Below are 21,095 nucleotides of genomic sequence, written 5' to 3'. Positions count from 1 at the left end.
GTCAGGTGAACCACGACCGGGTCGGCGGCTTGACCCACATGATCCGTTCGTCCAGATGATCACGCGCCGCAGACGGATGATTCGCATGCGTCCGAGCCCACGACGTCTTCTCGTCGAGCAGCGACGCCACCAGCGTCCACGTCTCCATCGACCGTGGCGGGTGCGCGTCCGCCGCGCGCGCCAACCTGCGGCGGTTGTCGTCGGTCATCGCGAGCAGGTCGGCGCCGGTGATACCCCGATGCCACGCGAACCGCGCGAGCCCCAGTGCCTTGTCCCGACGATTCTTCTCCGCCCGATCGGTGTGGGCGAAGTCGGCGTCGCTCATGTCTGCACCTCCTGTGTCCCCACCATGATCCGTCGTTGACGCCTCGGCCCGCCCATCGCCCGTTGACACAGCCCGCTGGACCGCTCACGCTCGTGGTGTGGGGTTTCCCGAGGGAACACCGAAAGAGGTTGTCGCGCAGGCAACCGAACCGCCGCGTGTGCCCGAATTCGATCCCACCGTCGGAGTGACGGTGAGCGGCGCATTCCGTGGCACACCGCCGCACAAGTTCGTGGCGATCGGCGACTCGCTCCTACAGGGATTCCAGAGCGCGGCCATTTACCGGACCGAAGTGTCGGTGCCCGCGATCGTGGCATACGAACTCGGAGTCCTCGACACCTTCCGATACCCACGCTACGGCGGGCCGGGTGGGCTGCCGCTGAACGTCGAACTCATGTTGCGCCGCCTCGAAGAACGTTACGGCCCGGAACTGAAACCGTGGGAGATTCCGGCAGCACTGTTCACACTGCGTAGTTTCATGGACGAGGTCGAGGACTACTGGGAACGCGGTCCGGGCGCGATCGCTCCGGTCATCGGCACCTACAACGACAATCTGTCGTGCTACGGGTGGGATCTGCGTGATGCCCTCGAGAAAACCGCCGCCTACTGTGCGGCCCGCATCGCGACACCCAGCGACAGTCTCCTCGACCAGATCGTGGAGAACAACGGTGACCGCGCCGCGATGCGGGTCTACCCGCACTGGGCGCCCGAGCAAGAATCGATGACGTTGTTCGACGCTGCCGCAGCCCTCGGAGACGACCACGGCAACGACACCGACAGCGGTATCGAAACACTCGTCGTCTTCCTCGGTTCCAACAACGCTCTGGGCACCGTCACTCAGCTGCGTGTCGCATGGAGCGGCGCCGACTACAAGGACCTCGACCGCAAGAACTCCTACACGATCTGGCGTCCCGAACATTTCGACGCCGAGTTCGCAGAGGTAGTCGAACAGGTGCGCCGCATCTCCGCGCGACACGTCCTCCTCTGCACGATTCCGCACGTGACGATCGCGCCGATCGCCCGGGGCCTCGGCGGCAAGAGCGGCTCACGCTACTTCACCTACTACACACGTCCGTGGATCGACGAGAAACACTTCGACGCGGCACGCGACGAACACATCACCGGCGAACAAGCACGGGCGGTCGACACCGCGATCGACCACTACAACAACACCATCCAGCGGGCAATTGCCGATGCGCGACTCGATGGACGCGATTGGTATCTGCTGGATGTCGCGGGCATCCTCGAACGTCTCGCCGCCCGCCGCTATCACGACGACCTGCAGGCCCGGCCCGCCTGGTGGACGCCGTACCCGCTACCCCCGGTCCTCGCGGCGCTCGACCCCGTGCCCGACACCCATTTCCTCACCGCCGACGGGAAAGGCGGACGGGCGACCGGTGGCTTGTTCTCACTCGACGGCGTCCACCCCACCACCGTCGGGTACGGAATACTCGCGCAGGAGATCATCTCCATCATGGCGAGCGCAGGCGTCGAGTTCCGCCACCCGAACGGCACGGTGCGCACCGACACGACGGTCGACTTCGACCGCCTCATCCGTCAGGACAGCCTCGTGCAGAGTCCACCGCAGAACATCGACAGTGCGCTTTCGATCCTGGGGTGGGCCGACGAGGTGCTCGACGTGTTCCGTCGCCTCCTCCGCCGTGGCGTGTGAGCGCTCCGAAAAACTTTCTCGAGATTTTTCGTCTGTCGTGTCGATCGGGGTCTGCGTTGTTCGACGTGTAGACATCAGGGACCGAAACACGGTCCGCAGGATTCACCGAACGAGGGAGATTCTCATGAAGTACATGCTGATCATGCGCGACACCGACGCCGCCATCGAAGCGTCGAAGGACATGGATTTCACCGAGATCATCAACGCGATGGGCCGGTACAACGAGTCGCTCATCAAGGCAGGCGTCCTGCTCGGCGGTGAAGGTCTCACCGAGGCGGAGGAGGGCTTCGTCGTCGATTTCGACTCCGAGACACCGCTCGTCACCGATGGCCCCTACGGTGAGACGAAAGAACTGTTCAACGGATTCTGGCTCATCCAGACCTCCACCAAGGAAGAAGCTGCCGAGTGGGCGAAGCGGTGTCCCCTCGGGCCGGGCAGCAAGCTCGAGGTACGTCGAGTGCACGAGAACGAGGACTTCGACCAGGACAACGAGTACGTCCAGAAGGAACAGGTCTGGCGCGAGGAACTCGGCACCGATCGCCCGGTCGCCGGCTGAGTGATGACCGGCTGAATGATGACGGACGAGGTGACGCTGCGCGCACGACGTGCGGTGGATGCGGTGTGGCGGATCGAATCGGCGAAGATCATCGCGACCCTCACCCGCAAGGTCGGGGATCTCGATTTCGCCGAGGATCTCGCGGGGCAGGCTCTGCTCGAAGCGATCGAGCAGTGGCCCGCCGTCGGAGTACCGCGTAACCCGGCCGCGTGGTTGACCTCCGTCGCCACTCGCCGCGCCATCGACACGTGGAGGCGACAGGAACGTCTCGACGAACGCCACGCGCACATGGCGCGGGAACTCGAGAACGATGCGTCGCACTTCGACGATCCCTCGTCGGATCCCGATCGGATCGACGACGACGTCCTGCGCCTGATGTTCATGACGTGCCATCCGGTACTGGGACGGAAAGCGCAAGTGGCATTGACGCTTCGTCTGGTCGGGGGTCTGACGACCGAACAGATCGGCAGTGCGTTCCTCACACCGACGTCGACGGTGCAGCAGCGCATCGTCCGGGCGAAGAAGACACTCACAGCCGCGAAGGCGGTGTTCGAGGTGCCGGGACGCAATGAATTCGCTGCTCGTCTCTCGGGCGTGCTCGGCGTGCTGTACCTCGTATTCAACGAGGGATACGCAGCCAGTTCGGGGGACGAGTGGCTGCGCCCGGACACCAGCGCGGAGGCGTTGCGGATCGCACGGATTCTCGCCGAGCTCGTTCCGAACGAGCCGGAGGCGCACGGGCTGGTCGCGCTGATGGAGCTCACCGCAGCGCGCTTCCCGGCGCGAACCACCGCTTCGGGGGAGCCGATTCTGCTGGCAGATCAGGACCGCACCAAGTGGGACCGTGGGCAGATCACCCGCGGTCTCGCGGCATTGGAACGAGCCGACGCGATCGGTCGCGGTCGCGGACCCTACGGACTGCAGGCAGCCATCGCCGAGTGCCACGCCCGGGCGGCAGAATTCTCGGACACCGACTGGAAACGGATCGTCCTGCTGTATGAGGCCCTGCAGCGGCTGGCGCCGTCGCCGGTGGTGGATCTCAACCATGCAGCAGCGGTCTCGATGGCATACGGGCCGGGTCCTGCCCTCGAATACGTCGACAACATTGTCGCGTCAGGGAAGCTCGCGGGATATCACCTGCTTCCGAGCGTGCGGGGAGATCTGCTCGCGCAGCTGGGGAGGATCGAGGAGGCACGGACCGAACTGCTCGCCGCGGTCGAGCTGACGAGAAATGATCGCGAATGTGCGCTCCTCCTGGCGAAGGTGGACGACCTGGACCGAAGGCCGCTCAGGTCGGATCGAAGTGACGGAGTAGTGAAGTGACGGGGTGGTCAGGTCAGGGTGACGATGTGTTCGTGCCCCGCAACTGCTGCCTGGAGCTTCTTGCGTGAGAGTGTGCGCGGCCCGCATCCGCAGCCTGCGGGAAGTTCGTCGTCCTCGAATTGGGTGGCTTCGACGGTGTCGATGAACTTGTCGTCGAGTGAGTCGTTGCCGCGGTTGTTGGCTTCGCGGTCGCGGGAGCCGTGGCCGCCCGGTCCGACTCCGCACACCACCACTGGCCCTTCCTCCGTTTTGTAGACGGCGGCGACCGTGTGGCTCTTGGGGCATCGAACTTTCAGGACAGCGTGATCGCTGCGTTGTCGCCCGAGTTCCTTGATGGCCTGGAGAGCCTTTCGGCGTCGTTCGGTGGGAGGCGTTTCAGCGATGTTCATCGCTCCATTTCACCGTAGATGGAGGCATTTAACCACCGTTCCGCAGAACCGATCTTGATCGATATCCGGACGTAACCGACGATCCTCTGAAAGTGCTGTAGCGGTGACACTTTCGATCGGTATTACTTCCTGAGCCCGTCGAGGAGCAGGGTCAGCCCGGCACCGAGCAGCCAAGAATCCTTCGCGAGTGCCGTACCGTCCTGAGTGGGCTTCGGAGAGCCGTCTTCGTGCATACCCGGCGTTCGCCAGTACATCGTCATCATCCCACCGCCGAATGCCGTCAGTGCGGCGCCGGCAACGAACGGCGGCACGATCGGAGCGAGGAGTGCGGCACCGATTCCGATTTCGGATGTACTCAGAAACGTACCGAACGTCTTGGAATCCATCTGTTTCAAGAACGGAAATGCGTTCCCTGCCATGTTCTGCAGGGCGGTCGCGTTCTCGGCAGGGAGATTCCGTTTACCCAGACCCGAGTTGAGGATGAATGCTCCCGTCGCAACGCGGAGCGGAATGTGGTGCAGTCGCACGTTGTACCTCTTTCGACCCTGGCTGGTTCCGTGACGGTCAATCGATGATGGCGTGCTGGGTACGGACCAGATGCCACTTGTCCGGGCCCGGCAACTGGAAGAGGATGCGTCCGACACTACTCTGGGTTCCGCCCTTGTTCTCGCACGTTGCGCTCACGGTGTGCGTCCCCTCGGCGACTCCCGTGAACTCGACCGTGCCGTACGTGACCGTATTCATGTCGACGGATCGTTTCGTTCCCACGATGTCGGCTGTGCATGTGTAGGGCGCGTCCCTGTCAGGGACATCGTGATAGTTGAACCGGACCAGTACCGAGTCGTTTCTGGTGAAGACCGACCAACTCAGAGTCGTATCGTCATCTGCGGATGCGATCGGCGCCATGCTCGCCAACAGTGCACAGGGTGCAATGAGCGTGATCAGTCCGCGCAGAATCCGTCGTGCATCCATGGTGTCCCTCCGGTCCGGTTTGCTCCGACCCGTTTCCATCATGTGCGGTGCGGCCGGAGGCCGGTGTTGCGAACTCCGGGGTTCGCAAGGGACCTGTAACCGGAGGGCTTGCGCGGTGTCTCTGCTGTGATGCCACTGGTTACGGAAGTGCAACGACGGTCACCGGGATTTCCGAACTACGGGGATTCCCAGGAGAACCCGTCGGGGTCGGTGAAGGGCGCGGCTGTACTGCGGATGGCGACACGGTGCGACCCGGTCCCCTCGGGCGCGACCCCTGCGTTCTTGGCCAGTGCCGTGCGTCCCAGCAACGTCAACGTCGCTGGTGCACCGGGCATATCGAATTCGACGTACTTGCCACCGAAACTCTTCGCGACGGTGAGGCCTCGGTCGACATAGAACTGTTTGCTCGCCTTGACGTCTTCGACTCCGAGTTGCAGCACAACGTCCTCGACTTTTCGTTCGGCCGAGCCCGTGTCTTTCTTCGAAGACGCCGCCAGCGTGCAGATCGTCCCGTCCGGGGCCCGCACGACTCCGCCGTAGCCCCAGAGGCTCTTCTTGACGGGTTTCACTTCCGTCGCGCCGGCGTCGAGCGCGCCGGCGACCAGGTGGTCGACGGCACTCGGCTGCGCCACCACCAGCGACAGAGTGAAGCCGCGGAAGCCGGACGTCGGTGCTTGGGACTCGCGGACTCGGACACGATCGCCCAAACCGAACACTCCGGTGTAGAACGCCTCCGCAGCGGAGGGGTCGGATACCTCGAGGACAACAGACTCGATGGAAGCCATGGGTACCACCGTAGTCCCGTGCCTGGCGCGCGACCGGCTGTCAGGGAATCGTGAGAGGGCCGAAGGTGAGGTGGTCGCACGCGGCGAGAGTCAGGTGCATGACGAGGAGTCCGCCCGCGATCTTCACGGCCGTGATCAGCCAGCCGCGTGGAGTGTCGCCTGCGGTCGGCGGAGCTTCCGTTCGGACCACGGCTGCCGGCGGTGCGGAACTGGTGGCGAGGTGCGTATGCGCGGTCCACCGTTCGCCGTCCCACCAGCGAATGAGGCGGGCGGTCTCGGGGTCGGAATACCAGCCGGGCGGCGGGGTGGTCATGAGCTCCTGGATCCTTTCGTCCGGTAATTATCCGGACTGGATCCGACGGTGTTACACCGAAGAATTGAGGTGTGCGTCACTCGCCGAAACGTGGTGTCCACACCCTTGACAACGTACAACCATTCGGTTGTATATTGGGGTCGTGAACGGAGATGACGAGGACCGGGCCGATGCCCTGTTCCACGCTCTCGCCGACCGAACCCGCCGCGACATCATGCGTCGGGTACTGGCAGGGGAGAGCTCGGTTTCCGCACTCGCGGCGAAGTACGAGATGAGTTTCGCCGCGGTTCAGAAACACGTTGCCGTGTTGGAGAAGGCAGGATTGCTGACGAAGCGACGCAATGGTCGCGAACAGTTGGCGAGCGGCGACGTGGAGGCGGTGCGGTCGGTGGCGTCCATGCTCACCGAGCTCGAACAAGTGTGGCGTGGTCGCATCGCGCGCATCGATGAACTCATCGCATCCGACTCGCCCGAGGAGGGCTGAACCATGCCTGTTATCGACGTCGATCAAGATCTCGACAATCTGACCCTGACCATCACTGCGGATTTCGCGGCGCCCGTGGAGCGGGTGTGGCAGATCTACGCAGACCCACGTCAGCTGGAGAAGATCTGGGGCCCGCCCGGCTACCCCGCGACCGTGGTCGACCACGATCTGAGGCCCGGTGGCCGGACGACCTACTACATGACCGGACCCGAGGGCGAGAAATACGCCGGGTACTGGCAGGTCGCGACCGTCGACCGGCCGCGCAGTTTCTCGTTCGCCGACGGATTTGCCGACGAGGATTTCAATCCGACTCCGGATCTGCCGGTGTCCGAGAACCACTACACCTTCGTCGAACACGAAGGCGGCACCCGGGCGACGTACGTGAGCACATTCGAATCGGCCGACGCATTGCAGAAGGTGCTGGACATGGGAGTGGTCGAGGGTGCCACGTCCGCGATCGGCCAGATCGACGACCTGCTCGCTTCGTCCTAGCCGCACACCTCCGGCGACAGAGGACCATCGCCGATTGCCAACAGAGCGGAGACCCTCCGGACTCTTCGCTGAGACAGTTCGCCCCCGAACTCGCGCCGGTCTGCGGGGCGGGTGGCTGTCGGAGGTACGTGGCAAGGTTCGGTCATGCTCGAGATGACCGCCGCAGCGGCCCGGCGCACCGCCGTTGCCGCCCAGGGCTTCGCAGACCGACGCCCGGCCGGGCTGCCCACTCGGCGGCACGTGCTCCGGGCCGTCGATCGCACAGCCCTCCTGCAGATCGACTCTGTGTCCGTGGCTGTTCGCGCGCACTACATGCCGGTGTTCAGCCGGATCGGCGCCTACGACCGCGAGGTCCTCGACGCCGCGGCATGGCGCCACAGTGCGCGAGCACCGCGAGCGCTCGTCGAGTACTGGGCGCACGAAGCTGCGCTGATCCCGGTCGAAGACTGGCCGCTGATGCGGTGGCGGATGCAGCGTTACTCCGGGGGCCGGTGGGCAGGTGAACGTCGCGTTCTCGAACGCAACCCCACCCTGGGCCGCGACATCCTCGACGTGATCACGGCGGTCGGTGCTGTGTCTGCGGGTGAGATCGAAAAACAACTTCAGCTCGAACCGTCGGGTGCCCGCGGTCCCTGGTGGGACCGCAGCGACGTCAAGGTGATCTGCGAACTTCTTTTCGCCGCCGGGGAGTTGTCGGTGGGCCGGCGCGCCGCATTCACTCGGCACTACGACCTCGCCGAGCGGGTGCTGCCCGCCGACGTGCTCGCCGCTCGCATCGACGAGCCGGACGCGGTCCGGGAGCTGCTCCGCAGATCTGCGCGGGCGCTCGGCATCGCGACAGTCGCCGACCTGCGCGACTACTACCGACTTTCCGCCGAGCAGACGAAGCCCGCTGTCGCGGACCTCGTCGACGAAGGGACTCTCGTTCCCGTCACGGTCCGCGGATGGAAGGACCCCGCCTACCTGTACTCGGGTACGGCCATCCCGCGCCGCGCACGCGGCACCGCGCTTCTGTGCCCGTTCGACCCATTGGTGTTCTACCGGCCCCGCACCGAGCGGATCTTCGGCTTCCGGTACCGCCTCGAGATCTATACCCCGGCGCACAAACGCGTGCACGGCTACTACGTCTTCCCGTTTCTCATGGACGGCGAACTCGTTGCGCGCGTGGATCTCAAAGCCGACAGGGCAAGGGATGCGCTGTGTGTTCCGGGTGCCTTCGCCGAGGAAGATGTGGAGTCCGGCGCCGTGGCAGAGGCACTCGCGGTCGAGTTGCGCGCGATGGCGAACTGGCTCGGGCTCTCCGACGTCCTGGTCGGGGAACGCGGCGAGCTGGCCCCGAAACTCGCGGCTCAGTTGTGAGGCCGATACCGTCTTGCTGTTTCGGCGGCCGACTCATGGTTCATCACCTGCTGCGGCGGGACTGATCCGCCTTCATCCGGCCAGTTCGTCCGGACCGATCGGATCGGTCTCCCATTCGACGGCACCGACTGCCGGACCGGAATCGAGCCGTTGCAGTACCCGTGCCCCGACCACCAGCAGAAAGCCGAACGCCGCACCTGCGACGATCTTCGCGACGGTACTCCACTTCCTCATTGCCATCCGACGATGATGGCACGTGCCTGTGAAGCAATCTCGACCGGGAGAAAGCGGTCCGATCGCTATGACGGTCGGAGTTCGGGGACCATGGCTTCATGACCTCCGCATCCCCGTCCGGTAATCCGGTACCACTACTTCGACACCGGTATCTGCCGTGGATTCTTGCGGTGGCTGCCACGGTGGTGGTGCTGGATCAGCTCACCAAGTGGTGGGCCGAGTCGACCTTGAACGACGGGCGGACAATATCGGTTGTCGGCGAGTTCCTCCAGTTCGGACTCGTCTACAACCCGGGGGCCGCCTTCGGTATCGGCGGACAGTTCACGTGGATTCTGACCGCGATCGCGGCCGTAGCCGTCGTCGCACTCTGCGTCTTTGCCACCCGGGTGCTCAATCCGCTCTGGGCGCTCGGTGTCGGAGCACTCCTAGGGGGAGCACTCAGTCATCTCGGCGACCGCGTGTTCCGCACACCAGGGTTCGCGAGGGGGCACGTCGTGGATTTCATCGATTACAACGGATACTTCGTGGGCAACGTGGCCGACGTAGCCCTCGTCGGAGGCGCGGGACTGCTGATCGTGCTGACGCTGTTGGGGGTCGACGCCCGGCCCCCAGCCGATACCGGCGTCCCTGGGGAGGACGAACCCCCGGCCTGACCGTCCGGCCCCGGCCGAGGCAACAGCCGTCCCGGTTTTACTGCCGTGTGACGTTTCGGAAGCCGAGTCTTGGGGTAGTCCGAGATAGTTGTAAGCGAAAGGCCACACAAAGATGACTGCAGCGGCGACCGTCCGATGGGCACGTCCACCATTGCCACCCCGTATATGCGACGCACGCCGCCGAGGGGCAACCCGTCCGCGAGGCGGCACCCAGTACGGAACGTGAAGAGCGCAAGGACGAAACACATCAGGTGGATACGCTCCCGCCACTCCCACCGCTACGACTCGGGGCCTGGTCTCTAGGCCGTCGATGTCTCCATTGCCAACAGATAAGGATCCCTGACGATGTTCGATGCTGGTGCGGTCCCCGGAACCACCGAGAGGTCACACCCGTCCCCGGTCTCGTCCGGAGTTCACTTCAGTACAGCCGAGATCAAGCGTCGCATCGACGCGATGTTCGACGGCGCGCCGTCGGGCGAGGTACAGACACAGGAGCGCTGACTCCTGCGATGTTGTGCTGCCCGGCTGTCCGCCGGTGTACTCCTTCGAAAGTGGAACAGTGATGAGCAAGGCAATAGTGAACGAATTCGTCGTGGTCGACAACCGATTGCGGGTCGACCTGGAGCCTTGGCAGGACGGAGGACCCGACGTCTGGCGACGCAGCCCAGGAGGTCTGGTCACCGCGCTCGAACCGGTGCTCCGATCCGCCGACGGTGCCTGGGTGGGCTGGCCCGGCGCACCCGATGTCGACATCGCACCGTTCGTCGAGGGCGGGTTGGCCCTGCGCCCCGTGCCTTTGAGCAGCGACGAGGTCGCAGGCTTCTACTCTATCTCGCCCGGCGGTTGTTCGACCTTCCGAGCGCTCCGAGGGGCACCACCGGCGGTGGCTTCATCGACGTCGGTGAACGGCGGGTGCGCGTAGGCGCATTTCCCATCTCCATCGATTCTGCACACTTCCGGGATCAGCCCGAGTCCACCGATATCCAGTTGCGCGCCAAATAGATCCGTATGGAGATGGGAGATCCCGCAACGGGTTCTGCTCGGAGTCGACCGGCTCGGTTACACCAAGGGGGCCAATGTGCGGCTCGAGGCGCTGCACGAGTTACTCAGCGACGGCATCCTCGATCCGGAGAGCGTCGTCATGGTGCAACTCGCCACACCCAGCGGAGCGCTTGTGCTCAGTGAATTCGCCGGGGCCGCTGCCGAACTGCAGCGCGCCTTCGTGGTCGATCCCCATGACCTCGATGACGTGAAGCACGGGTTGGACGAAATCCGTCAGCTGCCTTCCCGATCCTCCAGGCCGACAGCGGAGCGCAATTCCTTGCAATCGACTTCGAGATCCGGATAGTTCTCGGCAAGCTTTCCCATCAGGTCCGCCAACCCGTCGGCGATGGCATTCAGTTTGTGCTGCACGGCATCATCGGCACGCTTCTGGGTGTTCTGCAGTAGCGCCACGAGCAGGAATGTCACGATCGTAGTGATGGTATTGATGATCAGTTGCCAGGTATCGATGTTGCCGATCACCGCAATGGAGGGAGCCCACACCGCGACGATGAGCACGCAGGCAGCGAAGAACCAGGCGCGAGAAACGACCCCGTCGGCCCACGTGGCAAACCGGTCGAACAGTGACAAGCGTCCCTTCACATGTGATGGCATCGTCGACAGTGCATCGCAGCTGTCGGAGTTCGGTGAGGGGATCATGGCGGGCCTCCTGGCGCACTGAAAAACCCGATGTTCAATCGGAACGACGAATCGAGGGTTCCCGTTTCGCAGGATTTCAATCCCACGTCCGCCGCGGGAGTCTGCCCGAGCCGATATCATGCGAGATCAACTGCTGGGATGCGCTTCTGCCCTCATGCCACCGCGCCCTGCTCAGGAGAACGACGATGTCGCGGCTCGATCACCGCGGGATCCTCACCGCGCGTGACCGTCTTCACGAACCGCCCGGCTATCCGGAGAGCGCGACGGCTCTCCGGTAGCGCGTCCGCGAGGACAGGGAAAGCGTGGACTTGATTCCGCCACAGATGCAGCTCGCACTGCCCTCCTGAGGCACGCACCTCTTCGGTCATCGCCTCTGCATCGGTCCTGAGCAGTTCGTCCTCGCCAGCGTGGATCATGACAGGAGGCAGAACACTGAGATCGTTGTCGAGAGGGCAGATCGGAAGCGCGGCATCGCCGTTCACCACCAGGCGCGTCTGAGCTGTTTCTATGTAGTCCACCAGTGAATCCACTGCCGCTTCGGGAAACAACGGACACTCCGTGTGTCGTCCGCGTCCGGCTCGTCGGTCGACATCGGTGTCCACTAGTGGTGAAAGAGCCAGTATTCCAGCAGGTTTCGGTAGCTTTGCTTCCGCGAGGGCAAGCGCCGTCATGAAGGCCAGGTAGCCGCCGGCAGAATCGCCGGCAATCACGATATCCTCTCCGTCATATCCCTTGTCGCACAGCCATTCGTACCCTCGAACTGCGTCCTCGACGGCATGTGCGACGGGAGCCGACGGCAACATCCGATAGTCGACGTTGAGCACCGGGCAGTCCGCACGCTCGGACAGCGTCACTGCCAGAGGTCGGTGCGTGTTGAGCCCGCCCATGAGGAAAGCGCCGCCGTGCAGGTACAACACCGCCTGCTCATCGTTCTTCGACTCGGCGTGCACCCATTCCGCGCTGCATGAACCGAGGTCGACATCGGCGTACTCGGCACCGCTCGGCTTCGGGAGCAGGCTTGCAGTGTCGTCGACGAGTGTGAGAGGCCACGCGAGGTCCGGACGCGCCATCCATACACCTACAGCGGGTTTCGCCAGCACTCGCGCAGCATTGCGCACGAGCAGCGAGCGGATGCTCGTACCAGTGTGGGTTCTATCGGCCGCTCCGCCTGCCAACTCCGAGTCCTTCACGACAACCTCCTGTGGCCCGCGGACGCTGTGCCTCATCCGATACCTCGGAATACCCACGCAGTAGCCACGGAAACCCCTGTGGCGGTGCTGCAGACGTGTCGACCGACCGGCTCATCCGACTTGCCTACGCAGGAGAGACCCCCGCGGGCTGCTTCTCCTGGGCAGGATCGAGGTCGAGGCGACGCAGCAACTGTGCATTGAGCGCGACGACGATGGTGGACACCGACATGAGCACCGCCGCGACAGCCGGGGAGATCGCGACACCGGCGAATGCCAGCACCCCGGCAGCAAGCGGCACGGCGATGATGTTGTAACCGGTGGCCCAGAGCAGGTTCTGCCACATCTTCCGGTAACTGGCGTGCGACAACTCGATGATCGACAGCACCGCCCGCGGGTCATTCGCCGCCAGCACCACACCGGCGGATTCGATGGCCACATCGGTGCCCGCGCCGATCGCCACCCCCACGTCTGCGCGGGCGAGCGCGGGAGCGTCGTTGACACCGTCGCCGACCATCGCGACTTTGTGGCCGCGGTCCTGAAGCGCGGCGACTTCAGCGTCCTTGTGTTCGGGCAGCACCTGCGCGAAGACTTCGTCGATACCCAGATCGGCGGCTACAGCGTCTGCCACCTGCTGGGCGTCACCGGTGATCATCGCGACCTTCACGCCTCGGGCGTGCAGAGCGTCGACGGCCTGGCGGGACTCCTCGCGGACGGCGTCCTCCAGCGCGACCGCGCCGAGCACCCGACCACCATGGGCAACGTGCAGCACGGATGCGCCGCGCTGCACCCATCCGTCGGTAACAGCGGTGACGTCCTCGGGTGCAGACAGTCCCAGCTCACTCAGCATGGTGGGACCACCGACCGTGGCGTCGGTGCCGTCGATGGATGCGCGAACCCCGCGCCCGGGCAGTGATCGGAAGTCGGTGGCGATGAGCTGCTGATCGCTGGGCACACGTGTCTCGGCCGCAGTCACGAGGGCGCGGGCGACCGGGTGTTCGCTGTCGCTCTCGACGGCCGCCGCGACGGCCAGCAGATGCGTTTCGCTGACCTCGGCGGTGGCGGCGACGCCGGTGACCTGGTGGCGACCTCGGGTCAGGGTACCGGTCTTATCGAAGAGCACCACATCGACGGTGCGCATGCGTTCGAGGGAGAGTCGGTCCTTCACCAGCACACCGGCTTTGGCGGCGCGTTCGGTGGAGATCGCGATCACCAGCGGGATCGCCAACCCCAGGGCGTGGGGGCAGGCGATGACCAGCACGGTGACGGTGCGCACCACAGCCTCGTCGACATTGCCGAGTACCGACCACACCGCGAAGGTGAGAACGCCTGCAGTCGCCGCGAAGTAGAACAAGAACGCTGCGGCCTTGTCGGCCAGCGCCTGCGCGCGCGAGGACGAGGCCTGAGCGTCGGCAACCATGCGCTGGATTCCGGCCAGAGCGGTGTCCTGCCCGACCGCGGTGACCTGCACTCGCAGCGTGCTGTCGGTAGCGACGGTGCCCGCCACCACGGAGTCGCCGCTCTCGCGGGTGACGGTCTTCGATTCTCCGGTGATCATCGATTCGTCGACCTCGGCGCGGCCGTCGACGACGGTACCGTCTGCGGGCATCCGGGCCCCGGCGCGGACCAGTACCAGGTCTCCTCGGGACAATTCGGTCAACGGCACCTCACGGTTGCCTTCGTCGGTGATCTTCTCGGCGGTGTCCGGCAGCATCGCGGCGAGTGCGTCGAGGGCGCCGGAAGCCGAGCCGAGCGCTCTCATCTCGAGCCAGTGGCCGAGCAGCATGATCACGATCAGCAGCGCCAGTTCCCACCAGAAGTCCAGGTCGAAGCCGCCGAGCTCGAGCGTGGTGATCCACGAGGCGACGAAGGCGACCGTGATCGCCATCCCTATGAGCAGCATCATCCCGGGCCGCCGGGATCTGAGCTCGGACCAGCCGCCGGTGAGGAAGGGACTGCCCCCGTAGGCGAAGATCACCGTGCCCAGCACGGGCGGAATCCACATGGCGCCAGGGAAATCCGGGATGTGGTAGCCGAGCAGATCCGCGACCATGTGGCTGAACGCGACGACCGGGATGGACAGGATCAGACTGATCCAGAATCGGCGGCGGAACATCTCCCCGTGCGCGCCGTGTCCGGCGTGCTTGTCGTGGCCGTTGTGCCCACCTGGCCTGATGCGCGGACCGCGCTCGTCGTAGCGCCGACTCTGGGTGAACGTGGCGTGGTCGTGCCCGGCCGGTGACGGATGCGAGTGTTCGTGCTCCGGGTGCGACATCGAGAAAGCTCCTGTCCATGGCAGACCGAGAGGCGAGGGGTGGGCGATTACAGGGTGGTCTGCAACTGGCGCATGGTGTCGATTTCCTGCTGCTGGGTTTCGACGATGGCACGGGCCATGCTCACCGCGTCGGGGAACTGTCCGTCGTCGATCTCGTTCTGGGCCATGGCGACTGCGCCTTCGTGGTGGGCGATCATCTGAGTAAGGAACAACTGTGCAGCGTCCGTGCCCTGTGCATCCGCCAGAGCTTGCATGTCCTGCTCACTCATCATCCCCTCCATCCCGCTCATGTTGTCGTCCATACCGGGCATGTCATGGTCTTCCTGTGGCATCAGGGTAGGTTCACCCCACTGTTCGAGCCAGGACTCGAGCTGCTCGATCTCCGGACCCTGAGCAGCCTTGATCTGCTCGGCGAGCACAGTCACCTCCGTCGGAATGTCCTCTTTCACCAGCATCATGTCGCTCATCTCGATGGCCTGAGCGTGGTGCGGGAGCATCATCTGCGCGAACATCACGTCAGCGTCGTTGTGCGCTGCTGCCTCTTCGGCGGCGGATGTGGTAGCCGAGGACGTGGCGGGAGACGATGTGGCTGTGGCGTCGGTGCCGGAGTCGCTGCACGCGGCTGCAGCGAATACCACCGCGAGTGCGGTTGCGCTGACGGCAAGAAACTTCTTGGGTTCCATGAAATGTGTTCCTTTCTCGAACGGTCACATACCCGCCGTGACCCCCATGGTTCGGGGCACGGCACCTCCAGCCTCGCGCGCGCACCACTGGGTTTCGGTCGAGGTCGTATGAAGATTTGCTCAAGAAGCCACACCGCGGCGCGAAGGCAAGGGGAACTGGTGATGATGGATGCCATGGCGCCTTCTACTCACACTGCAGCCACGGCCCGCGATCCGGTGGTGTCGCGACGACCACCGACCGGATTGCGAGCGATGGTCGTCGAGGACGAGGCGCCGCTGGCCGCTCTGGTGGGCACCTATCTCGAACGGGACGGCTTCGAGGTCGCGATCACCGGCGACGGATCCGAGGCCGTCGCTCTTGCGCGGCAGGTCGACCCCGACGTCGTGGTCCTCGATCTGGGCCTGCCGGGCTTGGACGGTGTGGAGGTATGCCGGCAGCTGCGCACTTTCTCCGACGCGTACGTAGTGATGCTCACCGCCCGCACCGAGGAAGTCGACACCCTCATAGGGCTGTCCGTCGGCGCCGATGACTACCTGACAAAGCCGTTCAGTCCCCGCGAGTTGATAGCCCGCATCCAGGCGATGCTGCGCCGCCCCCGTACCACCGTCGCGCCGGCCGATCCGGCCCCACCCGCGCCGCCTCGCAGCTTCGGGGGCCTGGTTCTCGACATCGACGGCCGCGAAGTCACCGTCGACGGAGTACCGATAGCGCTGACCCGCACCGAATTCGATGTCCTCGCCGCGTTGGCACGTGACCCCGGCGTGGTGCTCACCCGAGCGCAATTGATCGAGACGGTGTGGGGGCCGAACTGGATGGGGGACGAACACCTGGTCGATGTCCATGTCGGTCATCTGCGCCGCAAGCTGGGCGACGACGCCGCTCGCGGCCGTTATGTGCGCACCGTGCGTGGTGTCGGTTACCGGATGGGTACCGGACGATGACCGGCCGAATCCGCGAGTCCCGGCCGTCGCCGCGGCAGGTTCTGACCGGTTCGAGTTTCGGCACCCGTATGTTTCTCGCGCTGACCGCGGTGGTGATCGGCTGTGCGGTCAGTGCCTGGCTCGTCGCTTCCGCGCTTGCGCCCGGCATCTTCCACGATCATCTGGGTCAGGCAGGCATCGACCACAATTCCAGCCAAGCCGCTCATGTCGAGGAGGCCTTCACCTGGGCGATCATCTTGGCCTGGGGCCTGGCAGTCGCCATCGCGGTCCTGCTGGCGCTTGTGATGAGCTGGTACATCGCTCGCCGGGTCCAACGTTCGGTCTCCGCCGTGACCGCCTCCACCGCCAGGATCACCGGCGGCCGGTACGATACCCGTCTGGCCGGCCCGGGCCTGGGTCGCGAGTTCGACGAACTCGCTGCCGGGGTCAACGAACTCGCCCGGCGTCTCGAGGACACCGAGACCACTCGCAGACGCATGCTCGCCGATCTCGGCCACGAGATGCGTACCCCCCTCGCTACTCTCGACTCCTATCTCGAAGCACTCGAAGACGGTGTCCGCAGTCTCGACGACCCCACTGTGCAGGTCCTGCGCGCCGCCACCCACCGGCTCGACCGACTCGCGGCGGACATCGCGGCCGTGTCGCGCGCAGAAGAACACCTCACCCGTCTGCGGCCCGTGCCGTTGGCCACGGGAGCGCTGGTCGCAGAGGCTGTCCGCGGCGCGCGCGAGCAGTTCGACGACAAGGGTGTGGAACTGCGCGTCCACGTCGATGATTCGGTGCCGGTGGTGGTCGATCCCGACCGGCTCGGGCAGGTGCTGGGCAATCTGCTCGACAATGCGTTGCGGCACACCCCCCGGGGCGGGACGGTCACCGTCACCAGTGCGCTCGCAGGCCCCAGCCGGGTGGAGATCGGCGTCGCCGACACCGGGGACGGCATTGCACCCGAGCACTTGAACCATGTGTTCGACCGGTTCTACCGGGTCGACACCGCCCGCGACCGCCGCAACGGACGCAGCGGCAGCGGCATCGGGTTGACCATCACCCGCGCGCTCGTCGACGCCCACGGTGGCCGAATCCGGGCGCACAGCGACGGACTCGGTCGCGGTGCCCGCTTCACCATCGAACTTCCCGTCGTCACACTCTGATCCCGGCAGGCCGAGGCGTCCCGGTGCAACGTCCGTGGAGTAGTCGAGGTCATGAAACTCGGGCGCTGGAATCGAGATATCAAGGAAGTCAAAGAGATCCTGAAGGTCGCCTCGATGTCTTCGCGAGGGAGCTCGTTCCCCGCGCGGAAGGTACCCCCATCTCGCCGCCGCGGGGGCACCCCCTGCACCGCAGGTGCTTGGGGGCATCTGCCAGTTCGTCGATCAGATGCGTGCACAGAATTACAGGCCTGCCGGGCGATCTGCGACCTGGCTCGAATCACTTCCCATCCAGTTCGAGGAGTGATACGCCCCGCGCCGTAAGCCGGAAGCGCAGCGGTTTCTTCGTGACCGTCTCAATAATCCCGGCATCGTCCAGGTGACGTAGCCGCGGGCGTATGAACTGGCTGGATCGACCCACCACCTCGGCCAGGGTGTGCAATTTGACGGCGCTGTTCGCATCGAAGTAGCGGGCCTGGCCCAGGGTGAACAGGACATCACCGATGGCGTCGCCATCAATCGGCGGCGTCGACTCGCGGTCGAGTCCCAAGTTCAGCGGAAATTGCTCATCCACCAGCAGAACGCGGATACGCGCCGCGAGTGTGTCGATCTTCTGCCTGCGCTCGGAGAGGTCGAGCAGCAGGCGATGTTGCGCCTCGGCGATAATCTCCAGCATGTCGATCAGGTAGGGCGTCAGATCTCCGCGATTCAAAGGATTCTCTGCGCCGGAGAACGCTCGGTAGTAGCGATCCTTGTTGTCGGCGACGGTCGCCGACAATGCCAGGCTCGCATACGGAGCCAGCACCTGTCTGAGATCCAGTGCGAGAAGGTAGCGCCCGGTTCGGCCGTTGCCGTCGTAGAACGGGTGCGTGTACTCGAAGATGAAGTGTGCGACCACTGCTCTGATCAGCCGAGGGATCGAGTCGTCGCGCCCCTGGCCCAACATGAGCGTCAGGGCGTGGTCGATCGCAGATTCGGGCAACACGCCGCTGTGCACGACCTTGATTCCTGATGTGATCGACACTGGTCCTTGCCGGAACCGCTTCCCGTCGGGGGCGTCCTCCTCGCGAATCTCGCCCCGAGTTACCGCGTCGTAGACGGCTCGGATGCCGTCGAGCGTCTGCGGACTCTCGGCCTGGTCGTTGCCGATGTCGAGGTAGAGCCGCACCATCTCCGCGAACCGCTTGTTCGCGAGACTCTGTTCCGACCGCACCATTTCGATTGCCTCGCTGATCTCCTTCCGGGTCGAGCGGACCTGTTCGATCTCGTTCGTTGCCTGGATCTCGTCGATCACCATGCGATGCAGGTAGTGGCTGCGCGCGCGGACTGGCAGCCCGTTCCACTCGGCCTGAATCTTGGGCTCGAAGCTCATGATCCGTTCGATCAGCGCTGCGAGTTCGGGTGTCATCAGCGCGAACATCGAGTGTTCGCCGATCAGCAGGTCCCAGTGGACGGCGGCGGGCGACTCTCGCCGTGCCCACTCCTCCGCATCGGCACCAGCGCGATCTCGCTGGTGAAAGACCGACTTCAAGGTTCTGTATGCCATCAGGTCTGCCCCCCGTCTGCACATCATTTAGTGGCGTTGCCCTAATGGACTATTTTATCCAGAAGTGGATCTGGATAAAATAGAACTGCGGCGCGCGGGTGTCGTTTCAGGACTCACGCTGGCCGCATGAGCGGAGGCGGCCTGAGCTTCCCGGGACCGGGATCAGGTGTCTGCTGGCCGCGTCATCCGATCCCGATCTTGACAGGGGCAAGTACGTCCCCATCAGGCGCGGGTGGGTTGATTCCCACTGCACCGGAGCCTTCTCGGCACCGTGCGGGGATTGGCGCCATGGCGAGGGCAGGTCAGAAGTAGGTGTACACGCACGATACGAGGCGTTGAAGGATGGGAGAGATGGAGCCGATGACGGGAATCGAACCCGCGTATTCAGCTTGGGAAGCTGATGTTCTACCATTGAACTACATCGGCACGCTGGGCTTCTGCCGATTCTCACCGGCTCCGGCCCACGCTCGGAGCAAACTGTAGCAGACTCTCCGGCGACTACCGCACACCGCTATACCAATGCGCGTCCGGTCTTGATTCGCCACCGCATGTCGGCCAGAAGCAGCCGGTAGGGCGCTTCGCGCACTGCGAGCGGAAGTCGCTTGTTGACCTTGCCGATGGCGCGCATCACGCGGTCGAACCGACGCTGGTCGCGAGGTGTCCACGCAAGCATCATCTCGTCGCGGAATCGCTGCGGCAGGAATCCTGCGGTCAGGAACATGTTGATCGGTCCCGCCACCAGCGACACGGGTTTGGGGAGGAACTCCATCCGTGCGATGGAGATCAGGTGTTCGCGGATGACGTCGTCGATGTGGACTTTAGCGAGACCTTCATTCCAGTACTCCTCGAACAGTTCGCGGTCGGCGGGCCACATGTCCGGTTTGACCTGCAGTGTTGTGCCGAAGGTTGCGCCGCGCTGATAGAAGTGGTCGATGGCATGTTCGGGGATCGGCCCGTACAGCGCGCGATGCACGTCCTCGAATCCGCGGTAGATGCACGCGGCCACCCACAGTTGGAGTTCGGGATCGAACGCGTTGTACTTGACGGGGCTTGCTCCGGTCGAGCGAACCTGGGCGTGCGCCTTGTTCACGCCGTTGCGGAACAGCCGTTTCTCTTCGTCGGTGCCCTTGGCTGCGACAGCGAGGTAGCCGAGGGTGGTGCGGCTCCGCTTGTACGGGTGGTCGAAGAGGCGACCCGACTCGACGCGACTTTCGAAGACGCCGTAGCCGACACCCGGCCACGACAATTGCATGATGATGTTCGCGGCGCCTGCGGCAAGGCCGACGCCGTCCATCGCGTCGTCGAGACCTGTGGGTTTTTCGATCGTGGTCATGCTGGGCTCTCCTCTGAGATCGCAAATTGCTTACGACTGTACTCAGATGAAAGTCGGGCGTAAAGGACCTTTGCTGGGATGATGTCTGCATGGCGACAGGACGGATCTACGGTGGACGCGCGGGCGACGAACGATTGGCAGACCGAAGGGCAAAGCTGATCGACGCCGGCCTCGACCTGCTCGGAGCTGCCGACGGCGACGCAACTCTGTCCGTCCGCGGCGTCTGCAAGCTCGCAGGCCTCGCATCGCGATACTTCTACGAGAGTTTCGCCGACCGCGACGAGCTGACCGGAGCGGTGTACGACTACGTTGTCCAGCGCATCGCGGAAAGCACGCTGGCGGCAATAGCCGCGGCGCCCCGTGAGGACCGGGCGCTCGTCCGGGCGTGTGTCGAGAACATCGTCCACGAGATCGGCGAGGATCCCAGACTCGGCCGCATGCTGTTCTCCGTCAGTCAGGCCAACCCCCAGCTCGCGAAGCGGCGACTCGACTCGACCCGGATGTTCGCGGGCCTGGTGATGCTGCAAGCCGAGGACTTCTACGAGGTCAAACCGAGTCCGCGCCTGGATCTGGCCGCCCACTACGTCGTCGGTGGTCTCGCCCAAGCGCTTACCGCGTGGCTCGACGAAACCGTGCCGCTGAGCCGGGACGACGTGATCGAGGAGTGCACCGAGCTGCTCCTCGCGATGGCCTCCCACCTGAACAGGAGCTGAGCTCCCACGAGTGAGG

24 protein-coding genes, 1 tRNA gene and 1 pseudogene are annotated in these 21,095 nt (G+C 64.6%); 12 read left to right on the top strand and 14 right to left on the bottom strand.

Annotation, left to right across the window (positions count from 1 at the left end; genetic code table 11):
* Position 1: 1 nt before the first annotated feature.
* Positions 2 to 325, bottom strand: coding sequence for a hypothetical protein (locus ACTDXD_RS05885; RefSeq protein WP_440126234.1), 324 nt, complete (start codon positions 323 to 325; stop codon positions 2 to 4).
* Positions 326 to 422: 97 nt separating this feature from the next.
* On the opposite strand from ACTDXD_RS05885, the gene ACTDXD_RS05880 reads away from it, so the two are divergent.
* The 3 genes from ACTDXD_RS05880 (at position 423) to ACTDXD_RS05870 (ending at position 3,873) form a co-directional block, all read left to right on the top strand.
* Entirely contained in the window at positions 423 to 1,994 is a 1,572-nt protein-coding gene (locus tag ACTDXD_RS05880; RefSeq protein ID WP_440126233.1) for a hypothetical protein, read from the top strand.
* Positions 1,995 to 2,118: 124 nt separating this feature from the next.
* Positions 2,119 to 2,550 carry a YciI family protein gene (locus ACTDXD_RS05875; protein WP_440126232.1) on the top strand — a complete coding sequence of 144 codons (432 nt, stop codon included), beginning with the start codon at positions 2,119 to 2,121 and terminating at the stop codon, positions 2,548 to 2,550.
* 18 nt (positions 2,551 to 2,568) lie between these two features.
* Positions 2,569 to 3,873: an RNA polymerase sigma factor gene (locus ACTDXD_RS05870; RefSeq protein WP_440127549.1), complete on the top strand. Its 1,305-nt coding sequence runs from the start codon at positions 2,569 to 2,571 to the stop codon at positions 3,871 to 3,873.
* Between the two features lie 8 nt (positions 3,874 to 3,881).
* Here ACTDXD_RS05870 and ACTDXD_RS05865 read toward each other — a convergent pair whose 3' ends face one another.
* The 5 genes from ACTDXD_RS05865 to ACTDXD_RS05845 form a co-directional block, all read right to left on the bottom strand.
* Complete coding sequence (locus tag ACTDXD_RS05865) at positions 3,882 to 4,262, bottom strand: hypothetical protein (RefSeq protein WP_440126231.1); 381 nt, start codon at positions 4,260 to 4,262, stop codon at positions 3,882 to 3,884.
* 122 nt (positions 4,263 to 4,384) lie between these two features.
* On the bottom strand, positions 4,385 to 4,789 hold the full coding sequence (locus tag ACTDXD_RS05860; RefSeq protein WP_440126230.1) for a hypothetical protein: 405 nt from the start codon (positions 4,787 to 4,789) through the stop codon (positions 4,385 to 4,387).
* Between the two features lie 37 nt (positions 4,790 to 4,826).
* Entirely contained in the window at positions 4,827 to 5,234 is a 408-nt protein-coding gene (locus ACTDXD_RS05855; protein ID WP_440126229.1) for a hypothetical protein, read from the bottom strand.
* A gap of 176 nt (positions 5,235 to 5,410) precedes the next feature.
* Positions 5,411 to 6,019: a glyoxalase gene (locus tag ACTDXD_RS05850; protein ID WP_440126228.1), complete on the bottom strand. Its 609-nt coding sequence runs from the start codon at positions 6,017 to 6,019 to the stop codon at positions 5,411 to 5,413.
* A 40-nt stretch (positions 6,020 to 6,059) separates the two neighbouring features.
* The gene (locus tag ACTDXD_RS05845; protein WP_440126227.1) at positions 6,060 to 6,332 is read right to left on the bottom strand and encodes a DUF2510 domain-containing protein; all 273 of its coding nucleotides are present in this window, start codon (positions 6,330 to 6,332) and stop codon (positions 6,060 to 6,062) included.
* Between the two features lie 142 nt (positions 6,333 to 6,474).
* Between ACTDXD_RS05845 and ACTDXD_RS05840 the strand changes: the two genes are divergently transcribed.
* The 3 genes from ACTDXD_RS05840 to ACTDXD_RS05830 all read left to right on the top strand — a co-directional run bounded on the left by ACTDXD_RS05840 (position 6,475) and on the right by ACTDXD_RS05830 (position 8,667).
* The gene (locus ACTDXD_RS05840; protein ID WP_440126226.1) at positions 6,475 to 6,816 is read left to right on the top strand and encodes an ArsR/SmtB family transcription factor; all 342 of its coding nucleotides are present in this window, start codon (positions 6,475 to 6,477) and stop codon (positions 6,814 to 6,816) included.
* Positions 6,817 to 6,819: 3 nt separating this feature from the next.
* Positions 6,820 to 7,308, top strand: coding sequence for an SRPBCC family protein (locus ACTDXD_RS05835; RefSeq protein ID WP_440126225.1), 489 nt, complete (start codon positions 6,820 to 6,822; stop codon positions 7,306 to 7,308).
* Between the two features lie 144 nt (positions 7,309 to 7,452).
* Entirely contained in the window at positions 7,453 to 8,667 is a 1,215-nt protein-coding gene (locus ACTDXD_RS05830; RefSeq protein ID WP_440126224.1) for a winged helix-turn-helix domain-containing protein, read from the top strand.
* 72 nt (positions 8,668 to 8,739) lie between these two features.
* On the opposite strand, the gene ACTDXD_RS05825 is transcribed toward ACTDXD_RS05830, so the two are convergent.
* Complete coding sequence (locus ACTDXD_RS05825; RefSeq protein ID WP_440126223.1) at positions 8,740 to 8,907, bottom strand: hypothetical protein; 168 nt, start codon at positions 8,905 to 8,907, stop codon at positions 8,740 to 8,742.
* 92 nt (positions 8,908 to 8,999) lie between these two features.
* Between ACTDXD_RS05825 and ACTDXD_RS05820 the strand changes: the two genes are divergently transcribed.
* From ACTDXD_RS05820 to ACTDXD_RS05810, 3 genes and pseudogenes are all read left to right on the top strand, one after another.
* A complete protein-coding gene (locus tag ACTDXD_RS05820; protein WP_440126222.1) occupies positions 9,000 to 9,554 on the top strand; it encodes a signal peptidase II in 555 nt (184 codons plus the stop codon).
* A gap of 345 nt (positions 9,555 to 9,899) precedes the next feature.
* On the top strand, positions 9,900 to 10,055 hold the full coding sequence (locus ACTDXD_RS05815) for a hypothetical protein (RefSeq protein ID WP_440126221.1): 156 nt from the start codon (positions 9,900 to 9,902) through the stop codon (positions 10,053 to 10,055).
* 61 nt (positions 10,056 to 10,116) lie between these two features.
* A pseudogene (locus ACTDXD_RS05810) lies at positions 10,117 to 10,818 on the top strand (trehalose-6-phosphate synthase); the annotation flags it as partial.
* A gap of 11 nt (positions 10,819 to 10,829) precedes the next feature.
* On the opposite strand, the gene ACTDXD_RS05805 reads toward ACTDXD_RS05810, so the two are convergent.
* The 4 genes from ACTDXD_RS05805 to ACTDXD_RS05790 form a co-directional block, all read right to left on the bottom strand.
* On the bottom strand, positions 10,830 to 11,255 hold the full coding sequence (locus tag ACTDXD_RS05805) for a low affinity iron permease family protein (RefSeq protein WP_440126220.1): 426 nt from the start codon (positions 11,253 to 11,255) through the stop codon (positions 10,830 to 10,832).
* Positions 11,256 to 11,407: 152 nt separating this feature from the next.
* The gene (locus ACTDXD_RS05800; RefSeq protein WP_440126219.1) at positions 11,408 to 12,445 is read right to left on the bottom strand and encodes an alpha/beta hydrolase; all 1,038 of its coding nucleotides are present in this window, start codon (positions 12,443 to 12,445) and stop codon (positions 11,408 to 11,410) included.
* A 124-nt stretch (positions 12,446 to 12,569) separates the two neighbouring features.
* Positions 12,570 to 14,717, bottom strand: coding sequence for a copper-translocating P-type ATPase (locus ACTDXD_RS05795; RefSeq protein ID WP_440126218.1), 2,148 nt, complete (start codon positions 14,715 to 14,717; stop codon positions 12,570 to 12,572).
* 47 nt (positions 14,718 to 14,764) lie between these two features.
* Positions 14,765 to 15,400 (bottom strand): DUF305 domain-containing protein, encoded by a 636-nt coding sequence (locus ACTDXD_RS05790; RefSeq protein WP_440126217.1) that lies wholly within the window; start codon positions 15,398 to 15,400, stop codon positions 14,765 to 14,767.
* A gap of 252 nt (positions 15,401 to 15,652) precedes the next feature.
* Between ACTDXD_RS05790 and ACTDXD_RS05785 the strand changes: the two genes are divergently transcribed.
* A complete protein-coding gene (locus ACTDXD_RS05785; protein ID WP_440127548.1) occupies positions 15,653 to 16,342 on the top strand; it encodes a response regulator in 690 nt (229 codons plus the stop codon).
* On the top strand, positions 16,339 to 17,490 hold the full coding sequence (locus ACTDXD_RS05780) for a sensor histidine kinase (protein WP_440126216.1): 1,152 nt from the start codon (positions 16,339 to 16,341) through the stop codon (positions 17,488 to 17,490). The genes ACTDXD_RS05785 and ACTDXD_RS05780 overlap by 4 nt, the downstream gene beginning before the upstream one ends.
* Positions 17,491 to 17,767: 277 nt before the next feature.
* On the opposite strand, the gene ACTDXD_RS05775 is transcribed toward ACTDXD_RS05780, so the two are convergent.
* The 3 genes from ACTDXD_RS05775 to ACTDXD_RS05765 form a co-directional block, all read right to left on the bottom strand.
* The gene (locus tag ACTDXD_RS05775; RefSeq protein ID WP_440126215.1) at positions 17,768 to 19,033 is read right to left on the bottom strand and encodes a Fic family protein; all 1,266 of its coding nucleotides are present in this window, start codon (positions 19,031 to 19,033) and stop codon (positions 17,768 to 17,770) included.
* A gap of 352 nt (positions 19,034 to 19,385) precedes the next feature.
* Positions 19,386 to 19,459: transfer RNA gene (locus tag ACTDXD_RS05770), tRNA-Gly, on the bottom strand.
* A gap of 85 nt (positions 19,460 to 19,544) precedes the next feature.
* Complete coding sequence (locus tag ACTDXD_RS05765) at positions 19,545 to 20,366, bottom strand: oxygenase MpaB family protein (RefSeq protein ID WP_440126214.1); 822 nt, start codon at positions 20,364 to 20,366, stop codon at positions 19,545 to 19,547.
* A gap of 89 nt (positions 20,367 to 20,455) precedes the next feature.
* Between ACTDXD_RS05765 and ACTDXD_RS05760 the strand changes: the two genes are divergently transcribed.
* Complete coding sequence (locus tag ACTDXD_RS05760; RefSeq protein ID WP_440126213.1) at positions 20,456 to 21,079, top strand: TetR/AcrR family transcriptional regulator; 624 nt, start codon at positions 20,456 to 20,458, stop codon at positions 21,077 to 21,079.
* Positions 21,080 to 21,095 lie beyond the last annotated feature (16 nt).

This window comes from Rhodococcus sp. SJ-3 (genome assembly GCF_051918125.1).
In the GTDB taxonomy this organism is placed as follows: domain Bacteria; phylum Actinomycetota; class Actinomycetes; order Mycobacteriales; family Mycobacteriaceae; genus Rhodococcus.
This window is presented reverse-complemented; position numbering and strand designations above follow the sequence as displayed.

Bases quoted from the DNA above. Each gene is read 5' to 3' on its own strand.
- ACTDXD_RS05885 (WP_440126234.1), bottom strand. From the start codon at position 325: ATGAGCGACGCCGACTTCGCCCACACCGATCGGGCGGAGAAGAATCGT.
- ACTDXD_RS05875 (WP_440126232.1), top strand. From the start codon at position 2,119: ATGAAGTACATGCTGATCATGCGCGACACCGACGCCGCCATCGAAGCG.
- ACTDXD_RS05870 (WP_440127549.1), top strand. From the start codon at position 2,569: ATGACGGACGAGGTGACGCTGCGCGCACGACGTGCGGTGGATGCGGTG.
- ACTDXD_RS05865 (WP_440126231.1), bottom strand. From the start codon at position 4,262: ATGAACATCGCTGAAACGCCTCCCACCGAACGACGCCGAAAGGCTCTC.
- ACTDXD_RS05855 (WP_440126229.1), bottom strand. From the start codon at position 5,234: ATGGATGCACGACGGATTCTGCGCGGACTGATCACGCTCATTGCACCC.
- ACTDXD_RS05850 (WP_440126228.1), bottom strand. From the start codon at position 6,019: ATGGCTTCCATCGAGTCTGTTGTCCTCGAGGTATCCGACCCCTCCGCT.
- ACTDXD_RS05845 (WP_440126227.1), bottom strand. From the start codon at position 6,332: ATGACCACCCCGCCGCCCGGCTGGTATTCCGACCCCGAGACCGCCCGC.
- ACTDXD_RS05835 (WP_440126225.1), top strand. From the start codon at position 6,820: ATGCCTGTTATCGACGTCGATCAAGATCTCGACAATCTGACCCTGACC.
- ACTDXD_RS05830 (WP_440126224.1), top strand. From the start codon at position 7,453: ATGCTCGAGATGACCGCCGCAGCGGCCCGGCGCACCGCCGTTGCCGCC.
- ACTDXD_RS05825 (WP_440126223.1), bottom strand. From the start codon at position 8,907: ATGGCAATGAGGAAGTGGAGTACCGTCGCGAAGATCGTCGCAGGTGCG.
- ACTDXD_RS05820 (WP_440126222.1), top strand. From the start codon at position 9,000: ATGACCTCCGCATCCCCGTCCGGTAATCCGGTACCACTACTTCGACAC.
- ACTDXD_RS05815 (WP_440126221.1), top strand. From the start codon at position 9,900: ATGTTCGATGCTGGTGCGGTCCCCGGAACCACCGAGAGGTCACACCCG.
- ACTDXD_RS05805 (WP_440126220.1), bottom strand. From the start codon at position 11,255: ATGATCCCCTCACCGAACTCCGACAGCTGCGATGCACTGTCGACGATG.
- ACTDXD_RS05795 (WP_440126218.1), bottom strand. From the start codon at position 14,717: ATGTCGCACCCGGAGCACGAACACTCGCATCCGTCACCGGCCGGGCAC.
- ACTDXD_RS05790 (WP_440126217.1), bottom strand. From the start codon at position 15,400: ATGGAACCCAAGAAGTTTCTTGCCGTCAGCGCAACCGCACTCGCGGTG.
- ACTDXD_RS05785 (WP_440127548.1), top strand. From the start codon at position 15,653: ATGGTCGTCGAGGACGAGGCGCCGCTGGCCGCTCTGGTGGGCACCTAT.
- ACTDXD_RS05780 (WP_440126216.1), top strand. From the start codon at position 16,339: ATGACCGGCCGAATCCGCGAGTCCCGGCCGTCGCCGCGGCAGGTTCTG.
- ACTDXD_RS05775 (WP_440126215.1), bottom strand. From the start codon at position 19,033: ATGGCATACAGAACCTTGAAGTCGGTCTTTCACCAGCGAGATCGCGCT.
- ACTDXD_RS05765 (WP_440126214.1), bottom strand. From the start codon at position 20,366: ATGACCACGATCGAAAAACCCACAGGTCTCGACGACGCGATGGACGGC.
- ACTDXD_RS05760 (WP_440126213.1), top strand. From the start codon at position 20,456: ATGGCGACAGGACGGATCTACGGTGGACGCGCGGGCGACGAACGATTG.